Raw genomic sequence first — 15,975 nt, 5'->3', positions numbered from 1 at the left:
TGGATGCCGTGTCCGACCCCGCTACCTACCGCCCGGCCACCGGAACCATCCCGGTGGAGCCGGGGGTGTACAAATTTCGCGATCCGCACGGCCGCGTCGTCTACGTGGGAAAGGCCAAGAGCCTCCGCAGTCGACTCAATTCCTACTTCGCAGACATAGCCTCGCTGCATCCGCGTACTCGCCAGATGGTCACCACCGCGGCATCGGTGGAGTGGACCGTGGTGACCACCGAAGTCGAGGCCCTCCAGCTCGAGTACAACTGGATCAAGGAATTCGATCCACGGTTCAACGTCCGCTACCGCGACGACAAGAGCTATCCGATGCTCGCGGTGACGATGAACGAGGAGTTTCCTCGGTTGTTCGTCTACCGCGGACCCCGGCGCAAGGGTGTCCGCTATTTCGGCCCCTACGCGCACGCGTGGGCCATTCGCGAGACGCTGGATCTGTTGCTGCGAGTATTTCCCGCGCGCACGTGCTCGACCGGAGTGTTCAAGCGCCACAATCAGATCGGCCGGCCCTGCCTGCTGGGCTACATCGACAAGTGCTCGGCACCGTGCGTCGGACGGGTCAGCGCCGAGGAGCATCGGGCGACCGTCGAGGATTTCTGTGACTTCTTGGCCGGAAAGACGGACAAGCTCGTTCGTCAGCTCGAGAAGAAGATGCAGGCTGCATCCGAGGACCTGGATTTCGAGACCGCCGCACGTCTGAGAGACGACGTCGGTGCGCTGCGTCGGGCATTGGAGAAGCAGGCGGTGGTGCTCGGCGACGGCACCGACGCCGATCTCGTCGCCTTCGCCACCGACGCCCTCGAAGCTGCCGTTCAGGTCTTCCACGTCCGAGGCGGCCGCGTGCGCGGGCAGCGCGGCTGGGTGGTGGAGAAGGCAGGAGAGGTGATCGAACGCCAGGACGAGGCCGATCTGCCCGCTCTGGTCGAGCAGTTCCTGACGCAGTTCTACGGCGAGCAGGCCGCCCTGTCCGCACAGGCACCGGGCGGTGACGACGGTGGTTCCAACGCCGTCCCGAGGGAGGTGCTGGTTCCGGTCCTGCCGGACAACGCCGACGAGGTTCAGGCCTGGCTCAGTGAACTTCGGGGCTCGAACGTGACTCTGCGTGTTCCCCAGCGCGGCGACAAGAAGGCGTTGGCCGAGACCGTCGAACGCAACGCCAAGGAAGCCCTGCAGCAGCACAAGCTCAAGCGCGCGGGCGACTTCACATCGAGATCGGCTGCGCTGCAGGGTATTCAGGAGGCACTCGATCTGGACTCGGCACCGCTGCGCATCGAGTGCATCGATATCTCCCACGTGCAGGGAACCGATGTGGTGGCCTCGCTCGTCGTCTTCGAGGACGGATTGCCCCGCAAGAGCGACTACCGCCACTACGCGATCAAGGAAGCGGCAGGCGACGGGCACTCCGACGACGTGGCGAGCATCGCCGAGGTGACCCGTCGCCGGTTCCTACGGCACTCCGCGGACGGTTCGGCCGAGGGGACCGGAGGCGATCTCGCCCCCGAAGCGGCGTTGGATCCACAGACCGGCAGACCGCGCAAATTCGCGTATCCACCCAATCTGTTCGTCGTCGACGGCGGTGCCCCTCAGGTGGCCGCTGCCGCGGCCGTGCTGGACGAGCTCGGCGTGACCGACGTGGCCGTGGTCGGTCTGGCGAAGCGGCTGGAGGAGGTATGGGTTCCGGGGGAGGAGGATCCGGTGATCCTTCCGCGTACGAGCGAGTCGCTCTACCTGCTCCAACGGGTCCGCGACGAAGCGCACCGGTTCGCGATCACGTTCCATCGCAGCAAGCGATCGCGACGCATGACGGCCTCGGCTCTGGATTCGGTTCGCGGACTCGGCGAGTCGCGTCGAACGGCGCTGGTGGCACACTTCGGTTCCGTCGCCAACCTCAAACGCGCGACGGTCGCGGAGATCGTCGAGGTGCCCGGGATCGGAGAGACCACAGCCAAGTCGGTGCTGGCCGCACTGTGTTCCGACACGGACGACGCCGATGTAGGCGATGATGGCAGCGCAACTGCAACGACATCGGGCGAGAACACGGCGGAACATGCGATCGCACCGCGCGTGGAATCGGCGGGACAGGCTTCGTAGTGAGCGAACACCAGACACAGAGACACCCACCGTCCGAAGACCATCTCGAACAGCCCTCCGCGGGGGAGTCGCGGCACGACGAGATCGAAGTGGCGTTGGTCACCGGGGTTTCCGGAGCAGGATTGCGCACGGCGGCCAAGATTCTCGAGGATCTCGGCTGGTACGTCGCCGACAACCTACCGCCGGAGCTCATCTCCAAGATGGTCGATCTCGGCCGCGAGTCCAAGCCCAGAATCGAGCGACTGGCGCTGGTGATGGACGTTCGAAGTCGCCTGTTCACCGGCGATCTGGGCTGGGTGGTCAAAGAACTCGATTCCAAGGGCGTGCGCAACAGAGTGCTCTTCCTCGACGCGTCCGACGCCGTGTTGATCCGTCGATTCGAGTCCAACCGGCGCAGCCATCCTCTGCAGAACGACGGTCAGGACGGAACCTTGACCGAGGGCATCACCGCCGAACGGTTGCGACTCGCCCAGGTCAAGGCGGCCGCGGATCTGACCGTGGACACCACATCCCTGTCGGTGCATCAACTGCGGCGCAAGATCGAGACGGTGTTCGGCGAGTCCGACACCACCGGCGTCGGGGTCACCGTGCAGTCGTTCGGCTTCAAGTACGGCCTGCCGATGGACGCCGACCTGGTCTGCGACGTGCGCTTTCTGCCCAATCCCCATTGGGTTCCGGAGCTGCGCGAACACACCGGCCAGGACGCGGACGTTCGGGATTACGTGCTGGGGCAGGACGGGGCACGCGACTACCTGCAGACGTACACGCATCTGCTGAATCTGACGATCGAGGGATACGTGCGGGAAGGCAAGAGATACATGACGGTGGCCGTGGGCTGCACCGGAGGGAAGCATCGAAGTGTTGCGATGACCGAGGCACTGGCCGCGATTCTCGCCGATCAGGGTGATGTGTCGGTGCGGGTGCTGCATCGGGATCTGGGTCGCGAATGAGCGAGGTCGACACCGAAGTACCGGTATCGGGCCCCAGGATCGTCGCACTCGGAGGCGGTCACGGCCTGTACGCAACGCTGTCGGCGGCCCGGTTGCTCGGTCACGACGTCACCGCCATCGTCACGGTCGCCGACGACGGGGGATCCTCGGGACGTCTGCGGGCCGAGCTCGGCGTCATTCCGCCCGGGGATCTGCGCATGGCGCTGGCCGCGCTGGCACGCTCGGACGAGCGAACACAGCTGTGGACCGACGTCCTCCAGCACCGCTTCGGTGGCACGGGCGCGCTGGCCGGGCACTCGGTGGGCAACCTCATCCTCGCCGGCCTCACCGAGGTACTGGGCGACCCGATCGCCGCACTGGACGAGATGGTGCGGATGCTCGGAATCGACGGACGAGTGCTTCCGATGTCGCCGATCGCACTCGACATCGAGGCCGACGTCTCCGGTCTCGAGGACGATCCGCGCGTGAGCCGCGTCATTCGCGGACAGGTGGCGGTGGCGACGACTCCCGGCAAGGTTCGCCGCGTTCGGCTGCTTCCACCCGAACCGCCGGCGTCCGCGGATGCACTCGCTGCGATCGAGAAGGCTGACCTCGTGGTGCTCGGACCGGGATCGTGGTTCTCCAGCGTGATCCCGCACGTACTGGTGCCGGATCAGCTCACCGCGCTGGCTCGTACGAGCGCGCCGAAGGTACTGGTGCTGAACCTGGCCCCCGAACTCGGTGAGACCACCGGATTCTCCGCCGAGCGCCATGTCCACGTACTCTCCCAACACGCACCGGATTTGGGAATCGACTACGTGTTGGTCGATTCCGCCTCGGTCCCGGAAGGCAGCAACCGCGAGCACGTGGCGCGGGCTGCGGCCCGGCTCGGTGCCGAGGTCGTCTACGTCGACGTTGCCGAAAACGGCACCCACGCACATCATTACGGCAAGCTTGCCGCGGCTCTCGGCTCCATCGTGTCGCCCACCGGCGGCACCGCACCGACTGCCGCACGCAGAGAGGGGATCACTTCGTGGCCATGACAGCGGAGGTCAAGGACGAGCTGAGCAGGCTGACCGTCAGCCAGGTCAGTTGCCGCAAGGCCGAGGTGTCCGCACTGCTGCGATTCGCCGGTGGACTGCACATCGTGGCGGGCCGGGTGGTGGTCGAAGCCGAGGTGGACCTCGGGTCCATTGCGAGACGGCTGCGGCGGGAGATCTTCGAGCTGTACGGCTACTCCTCCGACGTGCACATGCTCGGCGCAGGCGGGCTACGCAAGACCTCGCGGTACGTGGTCCGAGTGGCCAAGGACGGCGAAGCGCTGGCCCGCCAGACCGGCCTGCTGGATCTGCGGGGACGCCCGGTTCGCGGCCTCCCCGCACAGGTCGTCGGCGGCACGGTGGGGGATTCCGAGGCAGCATGGCGGGGCGCATTCCTGGCGCACGGCTCCCTCACCGAACCGGGTAGGTCCTCGGCCCTGGAGATCAGCTGCCCCGGACCGGAGGCGGCGCTCGCGCTCGTCGGAGCCGCCCGCCGCCTCGGAGTGGCCGCGAAGGCTCGTGAGGTCCGCGGCACCGATCGAGTGGTCGTCCGCGACGGCGAGGCCATCGGAGCCCTGCTCACCCGCATGGGAGCACAGGACACCCGGTTGATCTGGGAAGAACGACGCATGCGACGCGAGGTCAGAGCCACTGCGAACCGGCTCGCCAACTTCGACGACGCCAACCTGCGCCGCTCGGCCAGGGCCGCCGTCGCCGCCGCAGCGAGAGTCGAGCGCGCCCTGCACATCCTCGGCGACGACGTGCCGGACCATCTGGCCGCAGCCGGATCGCTCCGAGTCCAGCATCGGCAGGCGTCACTCGAGGAACTGGGCCAGTTGGCCGACCCTCCGATGACCAAGGACGCCGTGGCCGGCCGAATTCGACGCCTGCTGTCCATGGCCGATCGCAAGGCCAAGGAAACCGGAATTCCCGACACCGAGTCCGCGGTCACCGCCGAGCTGCTCGACGAGGCGTGATCGGCCCGATCACGTGATGCGCGCGCTCTGCCTGCGCGCACACTAGGGTGGGAACCGCGTGTGGCACCCCGCACGCAGGCACAATCAGACATCTGTTTTCACAACTTTTAGGAGCGAACAGTGACGATCCGGGTAGGCGTCAACGGCTTCGGCCGCATCGGGCGTAACTTCTTCAGGGCTGTCGACGCGCAGAAGGCGCTCGGTACCACCGACATCGAAATCGTTGCTGTCAACGACCTGACCGACAACGCATCGCTCGCACACCTGCTCAAGTACGACTCGATCCTGGGCCGTTTGCCGCACGATGTCTCGCTCGAGGGCGAAGACACCATCGTCGTCGGTGGCCAGAAGATCAAGGCACTGTCGCTGCGCGAGGGCCCGTCCGCACTTCCGTGGGGTGACCTGGGTGTCGACGTCGTCGTCGAGTCCACCGGCATCTTCACCGACGCTGCGAAGGCCCAGGGTCACATCGACGCCGGTGCGAAGAAGGTCATCATCTCCGCGCCCGCCAAGGGCGAGGACATCACCATCGTGATGGGCGTCAACGACGACAAGTACGACGGCAGCCAGAACATCATCTCCAACGCGTCGTGCACCACCAACTGCCTCGGCCCCATCGCCAAGGTTCTCGACGACGAGTTCGGCATCGTCTCGGGATTGATGACCACGATCCACGCGTACACACAGGATCAGAACCTGCAGGACGGCCCGCACAGCGATCTGCGTCGCGCTCGCGCTGCGGCTCTGAACGTCGTGCCGACCGGCACCGGCGCAGCCAAGGCCATCGGCCTGGTGCTCCCGCAGCTGCTGGGCAAGCTCGACGGCTACGCGCTCCGGGTTCCGATCCCCACCGGCTCGGTCACCGACCTCACCGCGCTGCTGAAGAAGTCGGCCTCCGCCGACGACATCAACGCTGCGATGAAGGCTGCTGCCGAGGGACCGTTGAAGGGCATCCTGAAGTACAACACCGATCCCATCGTGTCCTCGGACATCGTCACCGACCCGCACTCGTCGATCTTCGACGCGCCGCTGACGAAGGTCATCGACGACCAGGTCAAGATCGTCTCCTGGTACGACAACGAGTGGGGCTACTCCAACCGCCTCGCCGACCTCATCGGTCTCGTCGGCAAGTCCCTCTGACACCGATGGCTGTCAAGACACTGCAGGATCTGCTCGATGCCGGTGTCGAAGGCCGTGGCGTCCTCGTGCGATCGGACTTCAATGTCCCGCTCGAGGACGGCACGATCACCGATCCCGGCCGTATCCAGGCGTCGATCCCGACTCTAGAGGCTCTGGTCGAGGCCGGTGCCAAGGTCATCGTCACCGCGCATCTCGGTCGTCCCGACGGTAAGCCCGACGCGAAGTACAGCCTGGCTCCGGTCGCCGCGAAACTCGGCGAGCTGCTCGGACGCCATGTTCAGCTCGCGGGCGACGTCGTGGGTCAGGACGCCGAGGCTCGCGCCGAGGGTCTGACGGACGGCGACGTGCTGCTGCTCGAGAACATTCGCTTCGATCCGCGCGAGACCAGCAAGGACGAGTCCGAGCGAGCTGCCCTGGCTCGCGAGCTGGTGGCTCTGGCCGGCGACGACGCGGCGTTCGTTTCCGACGGATTCGGCGTCGTGCACCGCAAGCAGGCGTCGGTCTACGACGTGGCGCAGCTGCTGCCCCATTACGCGGGCACCCTCGTCGCTGCCGAGGTCGAGGTGCTGGCCAAGCTCACCGAGGACGCTGCGCGTCCGTACGCGGTTGTGCTCGGCGGCTCCAAGGTCTCGGACAAGCTCGGCGTCATCGAGGCGTTGGCCCCCAAGGTCGACACCCTCGTGATCGGCGGCGGCATGGCGTTCACCTTCCTTGCCGCACAGGGATATTCGGTCGGCAACTCGTTGCTGCAGGAGGATCAGATCGGGGTCTGCAAGGACCTGCTCGAGCGCTTCGGCGACGTGATCCACCTGCCCGTCGACATCGTCGTCGGAGACAAGTTCGCGGCGGACGCCGAGGCGAAGACCGTCAAGGCGTCCGAAATTCCGGACGGCTGGATGGGCCTGGACATCGGACCCGACTCGGTCAGTCGTTTCGCTGTCGTGCTGTCGAATGCGAAGACCGTCTTCTGGAACGGACCGGCAGGAGTGTTCGAGTTCGACAAGTTCTCGGCCGGCACCAAGGGCATCGCGGAAGCGATCATCAAAGCCACCGAGAAGGGCGCGTTCAGCGTCGTCGGTGGCGGCGACTCCGCGGCTGCGGTGCGCACCCTCGGACTGCCCGACGACGGCTTCTCGCACATCTCCACCGGCGGCGGTGCATCCCTCGAATACCTCGAAGGCAAGCAGCTCCCCGGCCTATCCGTCCTGGAGGCGTAACGCATGGCACGTAAGCCGCTCATCGCGGGCAACTGGAAGATGAACCTCAACCACCTCGAGGCCATCTCGCTGGTGCAGAAGATCGCATTCTCGTTGCCCGAGAAGTATTTCGACAAGGTCGACGTCACGGTGATCCCGCCGTTCACCGACATCCGGAGCGTCCAGACTCTGGTCGAGGGCGACAAGCTCCTGCTCACCTACGGTGCACAGGACGTCTCGTCCGAGGACAAGGGTGCGTTCACCGGCGAGATCAGCGGATCGATGCTGGCCAAGCTGGGGTGCACCTTCGTCGTCGTCGGTCACTCCGAACGACGCACGTTGCACAACGAGGACGACGCCGTCGTTCTCGCCAAGACGAAGGCGGCGCTGAAGAACGGACTGACTCCGATCGTGTGCATCGGCGAGGGTCTGAACATCCGCGAGGCGGGCGAGCACGTGGCCTACAACGTCGCGCAGCTCCGCGGGTCACTCGACGGACTGTCGGCCGAGGACATCTCGAAGGTCGTCATCGCCTACGAGCCGGTGTGGGCGATCGGAACCGGCCGGGTCGCGTCCGCGTCGGACGCTCAGGAAGTGTGCGGTGCCATCCGCGAGGAGTTGAAGTCGCTCTCCTCGGGCGAGGTCGCCGCGGGTGTGCGCGTGCTCTACGGCGGATCGGTCAACGCCAAGAACGTCGGCGAGATCGTCGGTCAGCCCGATGTCGACGGCGCACTGGTCGGTGGCGCTTCGCTCAAGGCCGACGAGTTCGCCACGTTGTCGGCCATCGCTGCAGGAGGACCCCTGCCCTGATCGGCAACGCTACGACGAACGGTTTTCGGGCACCTCGCTTCGGCGGGGTGTCCGAAGCCGTTCACGGGGCCAGGTAGGCTGCTGAAGGCATCGAATCGAGTTTGAGGTGGACATGGATCTGTTTCTGGATATTCTGCTGGTCATCACCAGCCTGGCACTGATCTTGCTGATCCTGCTGCATCGCGGCAAGGGCGGCGGATTGTCCAGCCTGTTCGGTGGCGGAGTGCAGTCCAGCCTCTCCGGTTCGACCGTCGTCGAGAAGAATCTCGATCGCCTCACGGTCTTCACCGGCATCATCTGGCTCATCGCCATCCTCGGTATCGGTCTGGAGATCAAGTACACCTGATCGAATTCGGCTCCGAGTGCGAGTTGGTGACGGAGCGACGATACTGGGTGGATGAGCGAATCCTCCTACGAGTCAGTCGGTTCCCCAGCCTTCGTCCCACCGACAGCTCAGGGTCGAGAGTTGACAGAGCCTCTCCGTGAGGACATCCGCTATCTCGGCGGTATCTTGGGCGAGATCATTCGCGAGCACGAGGGCGAGGACGTCTTCGACCTGATCGAGGCAGCGCGCGTCGAATCCTTCGCGGTACGCAGATCCGAGATCGAGCGTGACGATTCGGTCGGACGTTACACCGATGTGGAAGTGGCACAGGCAGTTCCACTGATTCGCGCGTTCAGTCACTTCTCGCTGCTGGCCAATCTCGCCGAGGACCTGCACCGCGAACGTCGCCGCGCGATTCACCTCGACCGCCAGGATCCGCCGCAGGACAGCAGCCTCGACGCCACCTGGCTCAAGATCGATGCCGCGGCACCGTCGCGCGAGCAGGTGGCAGCCGCTCTCACCGATGCGTTGGTCGCCCCGGTGATTACAGCGCACCCCACCGAGACACGTCGACGGACCATCTTCGACGTGCAATCGAAGATCACCGAGCTGATGCGTCGCCGCGATGTCGCCGTTGCGGCGGTCGAGGGCAAGGCCGCCCGCGCGGCCAAGGAACTGGCCGCCATCGACGTGCAGATCCGCAGGCAGGTACTGACCCTGTGGGAGACAGCTCTGATTCGGTTGTCGCGGTTGCGAATTCAGGACGAGATCGAGGTCGGCCTCCGTTACTTCGAGTCGTCTCTGTTCGACGTCATGCCTGCCCTCAATGCGGATGTGCGTGCCGCGCTGCGCGCACGGTGGCCCGAGGACGATCTTCTGCCGCGCCCCATCCTTCGCCCCGGTTCCTGGATCGGCGGCGACCGCGACGGCAATCCGAACGTCACCGCCGACGTGGTGCACACTGCGACACATCAGGCGGGTTACGTAGCGTTCGAGCACTACCTGGACGAGCTGGTCGCGCTGGAGAAGGAACTGTCGATGTCCGCGCGCCTGGTGGATGTCACCGAGGAGCTCGCGGCTCTGGCCGGCGCATCGGCCGAACCGGACGACCGCCGATCGGACGAACCGTATCGGGTCGCGGTGGTCGGCATCCGGGCTCGGCTCACCGCCACCGCCGAGGCGGTGCTCGACGCCGTACCGGTCTCCGGCATCGACCTCGGAGCGCAGAAGTACGACGGCCCGCAGGACATCCTCGACGACCTCGACGTCATCGACCGGGCACTTCGTGCGGACGGTGACGCGTTGATCGCCGACGATCGACTGCTCCGGCTTCGACAGTCGGTCGAGACGTTCGGATTCCATCTGCAGGCGTTGGACATGCGGCAGAACTCGGAGACCCACGAAGAGGTGGTCGCCGAGCTGCTGGCCTGGGCCGGTGTTCACCCCGACTACGTGTCCCTCGGCGAGGACGAGCGGGTGTCGGTGCTGTCGCGGGAACTCGCGACCAGGCGGCCGCTCGTCGGCCCCAACGCGCAGCTCAGTGAGCTCGCGACGAAGGAACTGGGCATCGTCAGGGCGGCCAAGGAGGCCATCGACCACTTGGGCCCCGACACCATCCAGAACTACATCATCAGCATGTGCCAGTCGGTCAGCGACATGCTCGAAGCGGCGTTGCTGCTCAAGGAGGCCGGCATCTTCGACCCCGGCACCGACGGTTCGGCACCGACCTCGACCGTCGGTGTCGTTCCGCTGTTCGAGACCATCGAGGACCTCCAGCAGGGCGCGGCGACTCTGCTGGCCACGCTCGACGTTCCGATCTACCGCGCGCTGGTCGCCGGTCGCGGCATGAACCAGGAAGTCATGCTCGGGTACTCCGACTCGAACAAGGACGGTGGATACCTCGCGGCCAACTGGGCGCTGTATCGCGCCGAGTTGGATCTACTCGAGGCATCGCGCAAGACGGGGATCCGGTTGCGGCTCTTCCACGGTCGCGGTGGCACGGTCGGCCGCGGCGGCGGTCCGAGCTACGACGCGATCCTGGCGCAGCCGCCCGGTGTGGTGCAGGGATCCCTGCGTCTGACCGAGCAGGGCGAGATCATCGCAGCGAAGTACGCGGAGCCGTCCTTGGCGCGACGAAACCTCGAGTCCCTGGTTGCCGGAACTCTCGAATCGACTCTGCTCGACGTCGAGGGCCTCGGTGACGGTGCCGAAGCCGCGTACGACATTCTGGACGATCTGGCCGCCAAGGCACGCGCAGCGTACGGCCGTCTGGTGCACGAGGAGCCAGGTTTCGTCGAGTACTTCCGAACGTCGACTCCCGTTGCCGAGGTAGGGGAGCTGAACATCGGCTCCCGTCCGGCATCGCGGAAGCCGACCAACTCGGTGTACGACCTGCGTGCCATTCCCTGGGTGATGTCGTGGAGTCAGTGCCGCGTGATGTTGCCCGGGTGGTACGGAACGGGATCGGCGTTCGAGGAGTGGGTCGGCGACGACGATTCCAGGCTCGAGGTGCTGACCGACCTCTACCGGAAGTGGCCGTTCTTCCAGACGGTTCTGTCCAACCTCGCGCAGGTCATGGCCAAGTCCGATCTGGGCATCGCGGCTCGCTACGCCGAGTTGGTTCCCGACGCCGATCTCCGGGCTCGTATCTTCGGCATGATCGAGGCCGAGCACGCCACGACGGTGCGGATGTACCTGAAGATCACCGGTCACAGTCGACTGCTCGAAGACAATCCGTCTCTCGAACGCTCCGTGCACAACCGATTCCCGTACCTCGAGCCGCTCAATCAGATGCAGGTGGAGATGCTCCGGCGCTACCGAAACGGGGACGACGACGAACGCGTCAAGCGAGGAATCCTGCTGACGATGAACGGTCTCGCGACGGCACTGCGTAACAGCGGCTGACCCGCACGGGGGGCGTGGAACCGGTCGGCGGCGAGAAGCGTCCAACGAGGTATGAGGCAGTGCAGCAACGACACCGATGCCTGGCGCGAGGGATCCGCCTACCGTGCGAACGGTAGGCGGATAGATCGCTCGACATCAGGACGTGTTCGGTGCGTGGGCGGTTACGACGATGCGTGGCCGGGACGTGACCCCGACGCAGTCGAACCGGACTAGCTCCGGGCTCTCACACCGTGTCCAGCTTGGACGCTGCGCCGGTATCGAGGAACCAGACCGTCGATTCGGTGCCCAGTGCTCCGGCCGACGGGACGTCGTCGGGATCGGCCCCGCCCACCGCAGCAGCGACGGCATCGGCCTTGTTCGCTCCCGAGACGAGCAACCACACGTGCTGCGCGCGGCGGACCGCAGGCAGCGTGAGTGTGATGCGCACCGGTGGGGGCTTGGGGGAGTCCTCGACCGCCACGACGAAGCGATGCTGTTCGCGCACCGCATCGGTGTGGGGGAAGAGTGAATTGATGTGGCCTTCGCCGCCCATGCCGAGCAGATGGACGTCGAACCGAGGCGTCGGCTCGCCTTCGGATCCGGAATGGAGGATCTGTGCGTACGCTGCCGCGGCAACTTCGGGGTCGCTTCCGTGTGGTCCGTCGGATGCGGCCATCCGGAACACCCGATCCGGATGGACATCGACGTAATCGAGCAGCGCCTCCGAGGCCTGAACTTCGTTGCGCTCGGGATCGCCCGAGGGCAGGAAGCGTTCGTCACCGAAGTAGACGTCCACTCTGCCCCAGTCGATCGAGCCGGAGTCCGTGCGCAGCGCCTCCAGCAATGCGATTCCTGTGCCACCGCCGGTCAGCACCACCGACGCAGATCCTCGCTCGGCCTGCGCGGCGGTGATCACGTCGACGAAGCGCGATCGCGCTGCGTCGACAAGGGCTTGCGCGTCCAGGTACTGGAGTACCGATGTCTTACTCATAGCTCACTTTCGACAGTCCGTTCAAGGCGAGTTCGTAGATCTCGTCCGTGTCGAGTCTGCGCAGTTCCTCGGCGAGGCACTCGCGCGTGTTGCGCCGCGCCAGTGCGACTTCGGCGTCGGGCTGACCGGTACGCGACAGGGTTGCGGTCTTACCGGTCTGCGGTCGCGTCAGCGAGATGCTGCTGTTCTCCCGGATCAGCTCGACTTTCAGCTCACCCGCACGGCGGTGGACCGGCACGTCCAGCTTCGCGGCCAGCCAACCGGCAAGGATGTCGAGTGCGGGCTCCTCGGCCAGTCCCGACACCGTGGCCGAGACGACAGCCTCGTACGGAGCCTGGTCGAGCGCGGTGGCCAACAGGCCACGCCAGTACGTGATGCGACTCCAGGAGAGATCGGTGTCGCCCTCGGTGTAGCTGCTGAGCCGTCCCTTGATCGTCGCGGTGGTGTCGGGGGAGTTCGTGGCATCGGTGATGCGTCGAATCGCCAAGCGCCCCAACGGATCCTTCGCCGGAACCGTTGGTGCCTCGTCCGGCCACCAGGCCACGATCGGGGTATCGGGCAGCAGGAACGGGATGACGACACTGTGTTCGTGGTCGGCGAGTTCGCCGTTCAGGCGCAACACGACGACCTCCGATGCACCGGCGTCGCCGCCCACCCGGATCTGCGCGTCGAGGCTCGACTCGGCCGACCGATCTCCGTGGATGAGCACGATGACGCGGCACGGATGCTCACGGCTCGCCTCGTTCGCCGCGTCGATCGCTCGTTCGGCCTTGGCCGGATCACGGCTGGCCACGATCAGAGTCAGCACTCGGCCGATGGTCACCGCACCGCCTGCTTCGCGCACCTCCACCAACTTCTTGCCGACCTCGGCCGTCGTCGTGGCGGGGATGTCGACAATCACGGTCTTCTCCATTCGCGTCCGGTGCGGTGCATCATCTCGTCACCCGAGGAGGGCCCCCAGGTACCGGCTTCGTACGGTTCCGCGGTGCCGCCGGAGGCCCAGAACTCCAAGATCGGATCGAGGATCTTCCACGACAGTTCCACCTCGGCATTGACCGGGAACAACGACGGCTCGCCGAGCAGCACGTCGAGGATGAGTCGTTCGTAGGCCTCGGGGGAGGATTCGGTGAACGCCTGGCCGTAGCTGAAGTCCATGCTGACGTCGCGCACCTGCATGCTCGAACCCGGCACCTTGGAGCCGAACCGCATCGTCACGCCCTCGTCGGGCTGGACTCGGATCACCAACGCATTCTGACCGAGTTCCTCGGTCATGGTGGCGTCGAACGGCAGGTGCGGGGCGCGTTTGAACACCATCGCGATCTCGGTGACTCGGCGCCCGAGTGCCTTGCCGGTACGGAGATAGAAGGGCACCCCACCCCATCGCCGCGTATCCACCTCGAGGGTGATGGCGGCGTAGGTTTCGGTGTTCGACTCGGAGTCGAACCCTTCTTCCTCCTTGAGCCCCTTCACTTTCTGGCTGCCCTGCCACCCCGCGGTGTACTGACCGCGCGCCGAGGTTCGATCGAGTGGCTCGGCGAGTTTGGTCGCCGAGAGCACCTTGATCTTCTCCGACTGCAGCTCCTTGGGGTTGAAGCTGACCGGCTCCTCCATCGCGGTGATGGCGAGGAGCTGCAGAAGGTGGTTCTGGATGACGTCGCGGGCGGCACCGATTCCGTCGTAATACCCTGCGCGACCACCCAATCCGATGTCCTCGGCCATCGTGATCTGAACGTGGTCGACGTAGTGCGCATTCCAGATCGGATCGAACAACTGGTTCGCGAAGCGCAGTGCGAGGATGTTCTGCACCGTCTCCTTGCCCAGGTAGTGATCGATGCGAAACACGGTGTCCTCGGGGAACACTCGGTTGACGACGGCATTGAGCTCTTTCGCGCTCTGCAGGTCGTGGCCGAACGGCTTCTCGATCACCACACGTCGCCAATTACCGTCCTCGCCCTGCGCCAGACCGGACCGAGACAGCTGCTCGAGAACGACGGGAAAGGCGCTGGGCGGAATGGACAGGTAGAAGGCATGATTGCCGCCGGTGCCGCGGGTCTCGTCGAGTTCGGTCAGTGTCCGCGACAACTCGTCGAACGCTGCGTCGTCGTCGAACGTGCCCTGGACGAACCGGAATCCTTCGGCGAGGGTGTTCCAGACCTCCTCGCTGAACGGAGTGCGCGCGTGATCGCGCACGGAATCGTGCACGATCTTCGCGAAGTCCTGGTTCTGCCATTCCCGACGGGCGAAGCCGACCAAGGCGAAACCGGGGGGTAGAAGCCCCCGGTTCGCCAGGTCGTACACCGCAGGCATGAGCTTCTTACGCGCGAGATCGCCGGTCACTCCGAAGATGACCATGCTGCACGGGCCCGCTATGCGGGGGAGCCGCTTGTCCCGCGCGTCGCGGAGTGGGTTGACCCAGTCCGCGGAGTGGAGAGGTTCGGTTTCTGCGGTGGGCACAGTCGGTCAGCTCTTCTGACCTGCTTGGCGAAGCTGCTCGCCGGTGGCTTCGAGCAACTCGTTCCAGGCCGCCTCGAACTTCTGGACGCCTTCGTTCTCCAACGTCAGGAAGACGTCGGTGATGTCGATCCCGAGTGCCGAGATGCGGTCGAAGATCTCCTGCGATTCCGGTCCCTTGCCCGAGACGGTGTCTCCGACGATCTCGCCGTGATCGGCAACCGCGTCCATGGTCTTCTCCGGCATCGTGTTCACCGTGTTCGGTGAGACGAGCTCGGTGACGTACATGGTGTCGGGGTAGGCGTCGGACTTCACGCCGGTCGACGCCCACAACGGACGCTGCGGGCGTGCGCCACTGCCGACGAGCTCGCGGAACCGAGGGGCCACCTCGAAGATCTGCTGGTATGCCACGTACGCCAGACGAGCGTTGGCCAGAGCGGCCTTGCCCTTGAGTGCCTCGGCATCGGGGGTACCGATCGCATCGAGACGGGAATCGATCTCGCTGTCGACGCGGGAGACGAAGAACGACGCGACCGAGTGGATCTTGTCGAGGTCGTGGCCGGCCGCACGCGCCTTCTCCAGACCGTCGAGGTAGGCGTTCATCACCAGCTCGTAGCGTTCGACGGAGAAGATGAGCGTGACGTTGACGCTGATGCCCTCGCCGATCACCTTGGCGATAGCGGGAATCCCCTCCTCGGTCGCCGGGATCTTGATCAGCAGATTCGGACGGTCGACGATCTTCCACAGCTCGACGGCCTGCTCGTACGTCTTGTCGGCGTCGTGTGCCACGCGCGGATCGACCTCGATGGACACGCGGCCGTCGACGCCTGCACTTGCCTCGTACTGTGGCATCAGGATGTCGCAGGCCTCACGAACGTCGTCCGTGGTGACCGTGCGGATGGTGGTCTCGACGTCGGCACCTTCACCGGCGAGCTTGTTCACCTGCTCGTCGTACGCCTCGCCCTTGCTCAGGGCCGCCTGGAAGATCGACGGGTTGGTGGTCACTCCGACGACACTTTTCGTGTCGATGAGGTCCTGGAGGTTGCCCGAACGAATGCGATCACGGGAGAGGTCGTCCAGCCATACCGAGATTCCGGCGGCGGAGAGTTCTGCAAGATTCTTGTTCTGGGTCAT

At 65.5% G+C, this 15,975-nt stretch carries 13 protein-coding genes; 9 read left to right on the top strand and 4 right to left on the bottom strand.

Going from position 1 to position 15,975, the window contains the following annotated elements; translation table 11 throughout:
* The first annotated feature begins 8 nt into the window (after positions 1–8).
* The 9 genes from uvrC to ppc all read left to right on the top strand — a co-directional run bounded on the left by uvrC (position 9) and on the right by ppc (position 11,420).
* Positions 9–2,099: an excinuclease ABC subunit UvrC gene (gene uvrC / locus CH306_RS22020; RefSeq protein WP_094648017.1), complete on the top strand. Its 2,091-nt coding sequence runs from the start codon at positions 9–11 to the stop codon at positions 2,097–2,099.
* Positions 2,099–3,049 carry an RNase adapter RapZ gene (gene rapZ, locus CH306_RS22015; RefSeq protein WP_371828397.1) on the top strand — a complete coding sequence of 317 codons (951 nt, stop codon included), beginning with the start codon at positions 2,099–2,101 and terminating at the stop codon, positions 3,047–3,049. The genes uvrC and rapZ overlap by 1 nt, the downstream gene beginning before the upstream one ends.
* Positions 3,046–4,071: a gluconeogenesis factor YvcK family protein gene (locus tag CH306_RS22010; RefSeq protein ID WP_032398004.1), complete on the top strand. Its 1,026-nt coding sequence runs from the start codon at positions 3,046–3,048 to the stop codon at positions 4,069–4,071. Before rapZ ends, CH306_RS22010 begins: the two co-directional genes overlap by 4 nt.
* Positions 4,062–5,045, top strand: a complete 984-nt coding sequence (gene whiA / locus CH306_RS22005) for a DNA-binding protein WhiA (RefSeq protein WP_032398005.1) — start codon at positions 4,062–4,064, stop codon at positions 5,043–5,045. The genes CH306_RS22010 and whiA overlap by 10 nt, the downstream gene beginning before the upstream one ends.
* A gap of 120 nt (positions 5,046–5,165) precedes the next feature.
* Positions 5,166–6,185, top strand: coding sequence for a type I glyceraldehyde-3-phosphate dehydrogenase (gene gap / locus CH306_RS22000; protein WP_032398006.1), 1,020 nt, complete (start codon positions 5,166–5,168; stop codon positions 6,183–6,185).
* A gap of 5 nt (positions 6,186–6,190) precedes the next feature.
* The gene (locus CH306_RS21995) at positions 6,191–7,402 is read left to right on the top strand and encodes a phosphoglycerate kinase (protein WP_094630019.1); all 1,212 of its coding nucleotides are present in this window, start codon (positions 6,191–6,193) and stop codon (positions 7,400–7,402) included.
* Positions 7,403–7,405: 3 nt separating this feature from the next.
* On the top strand, positions 7,406–8,191 hold the full coding sequence (tpiA, locus tag CH306_RS21990) for a triose-phosphate isomerase (RefSeq protein ID WP_032398008.1): 786 nt from the start codon (positions 7,406–7,408) through the stop codon (positions 8,189–8,191).
* Positions 8,192–8,303: 112 nt separating this feature from the next.
* Positions 8,304–8,537 carry a preprotein translocase subunit SecG gene (gene secG, locus CH306_RS21985; protein WP_032398009.1) on the top strand — a complete coding sequence of 78 codons (234 nt, stop codon included), beginning with the start codon at positions 8,304–8,306 and terminating at the stop codon, positions 8,535–8,537.
* A gap of 51 nt (positions 8,538–8,588) precedes the next feature.
* Positions 8,589–11,420, top strand: a complete 2,832-nt coding sequence (ppc, locus tag CH306_RS21980) for a phosphoenolpyruvate carboxylase (protein ID WP_094647942.1) — start codon at positions 8,589–8,591, stop codon at positions 11,418–11,420.
* Between the two features lie 223 nt (positions 11,421–11,643).
* Here the strand turns inward: ppc and pgl are convergent, their stop codons facing one another.
* Genes pgl through tal form a run of 4 tightly spaced genes read right to left on the bottom strand, consistent with a single transcriptional unit; the run spans position 11,644 to position 15,975 of the window.
* Positions 11,644–12,390, bottom strand: coding sequence for a 6-phosphogluconolactonase (pgl, locus tag CH306_RS21975; RefSeq protein WP_094647941.1), 747 nt, complete (start codon positions 12,388–12,390; stop codon positions 11,644–11,646).
* A complete protein-coding gene (gene opcA / locus CH306_RS21970) occupies positions 12,383–13,291 on the bottom strand; it encodes a glucose-6-phosphate dehydrogenase assembly protein OpcA (RefSeq protein ID WP_179272738.1) in 909 nt (302 codons plus the stop codon). The genes pgl and opcA overlap by 8 nt, the downstream gene beginning before the upstream one ends.
* Positions 13,288–14,844, bottom strand: a complete 1,557-nt coding sequence (zwf, locus tag CH306_RS21965) for a glucose-6-phosphate dehydrogenase (RefSeq protein ID WP_032398013.1) — start codon at positions 14,842–14,844, stop codon at positions 13,288–13,290. Before zwf ends, opcA begins: the two co-directional genes overlap by 4 nt.
* 6 nt (positions 14,845–14,850) lie before the next feature.
* Positions 14,851–15,975, bottom strand: a complete 1,125-nt coding sequence (gene tal / locus CH306_RS21960) for a transaldolase (protein ID WP_094630016.1) — start codon at positions 15,973–15,975, stop codon at positions 14,851–14,853.

The sequence above is a fragment of the Rhodococcus sp. 15-725-2-2b genome (genome assembly GCF_002259075.1).
Taxonomy (GTDB): Bacteria; Actinomycetota; Actinomycetes; order Mycobacteriales; family Mycobacteriaceae; genus Rhodococcoides.
The sequence above is the reverse complement of the archived record's forward strand: the minus strand, read 5'-3'. Positions and strand labels throughout refer to the sequence as shown.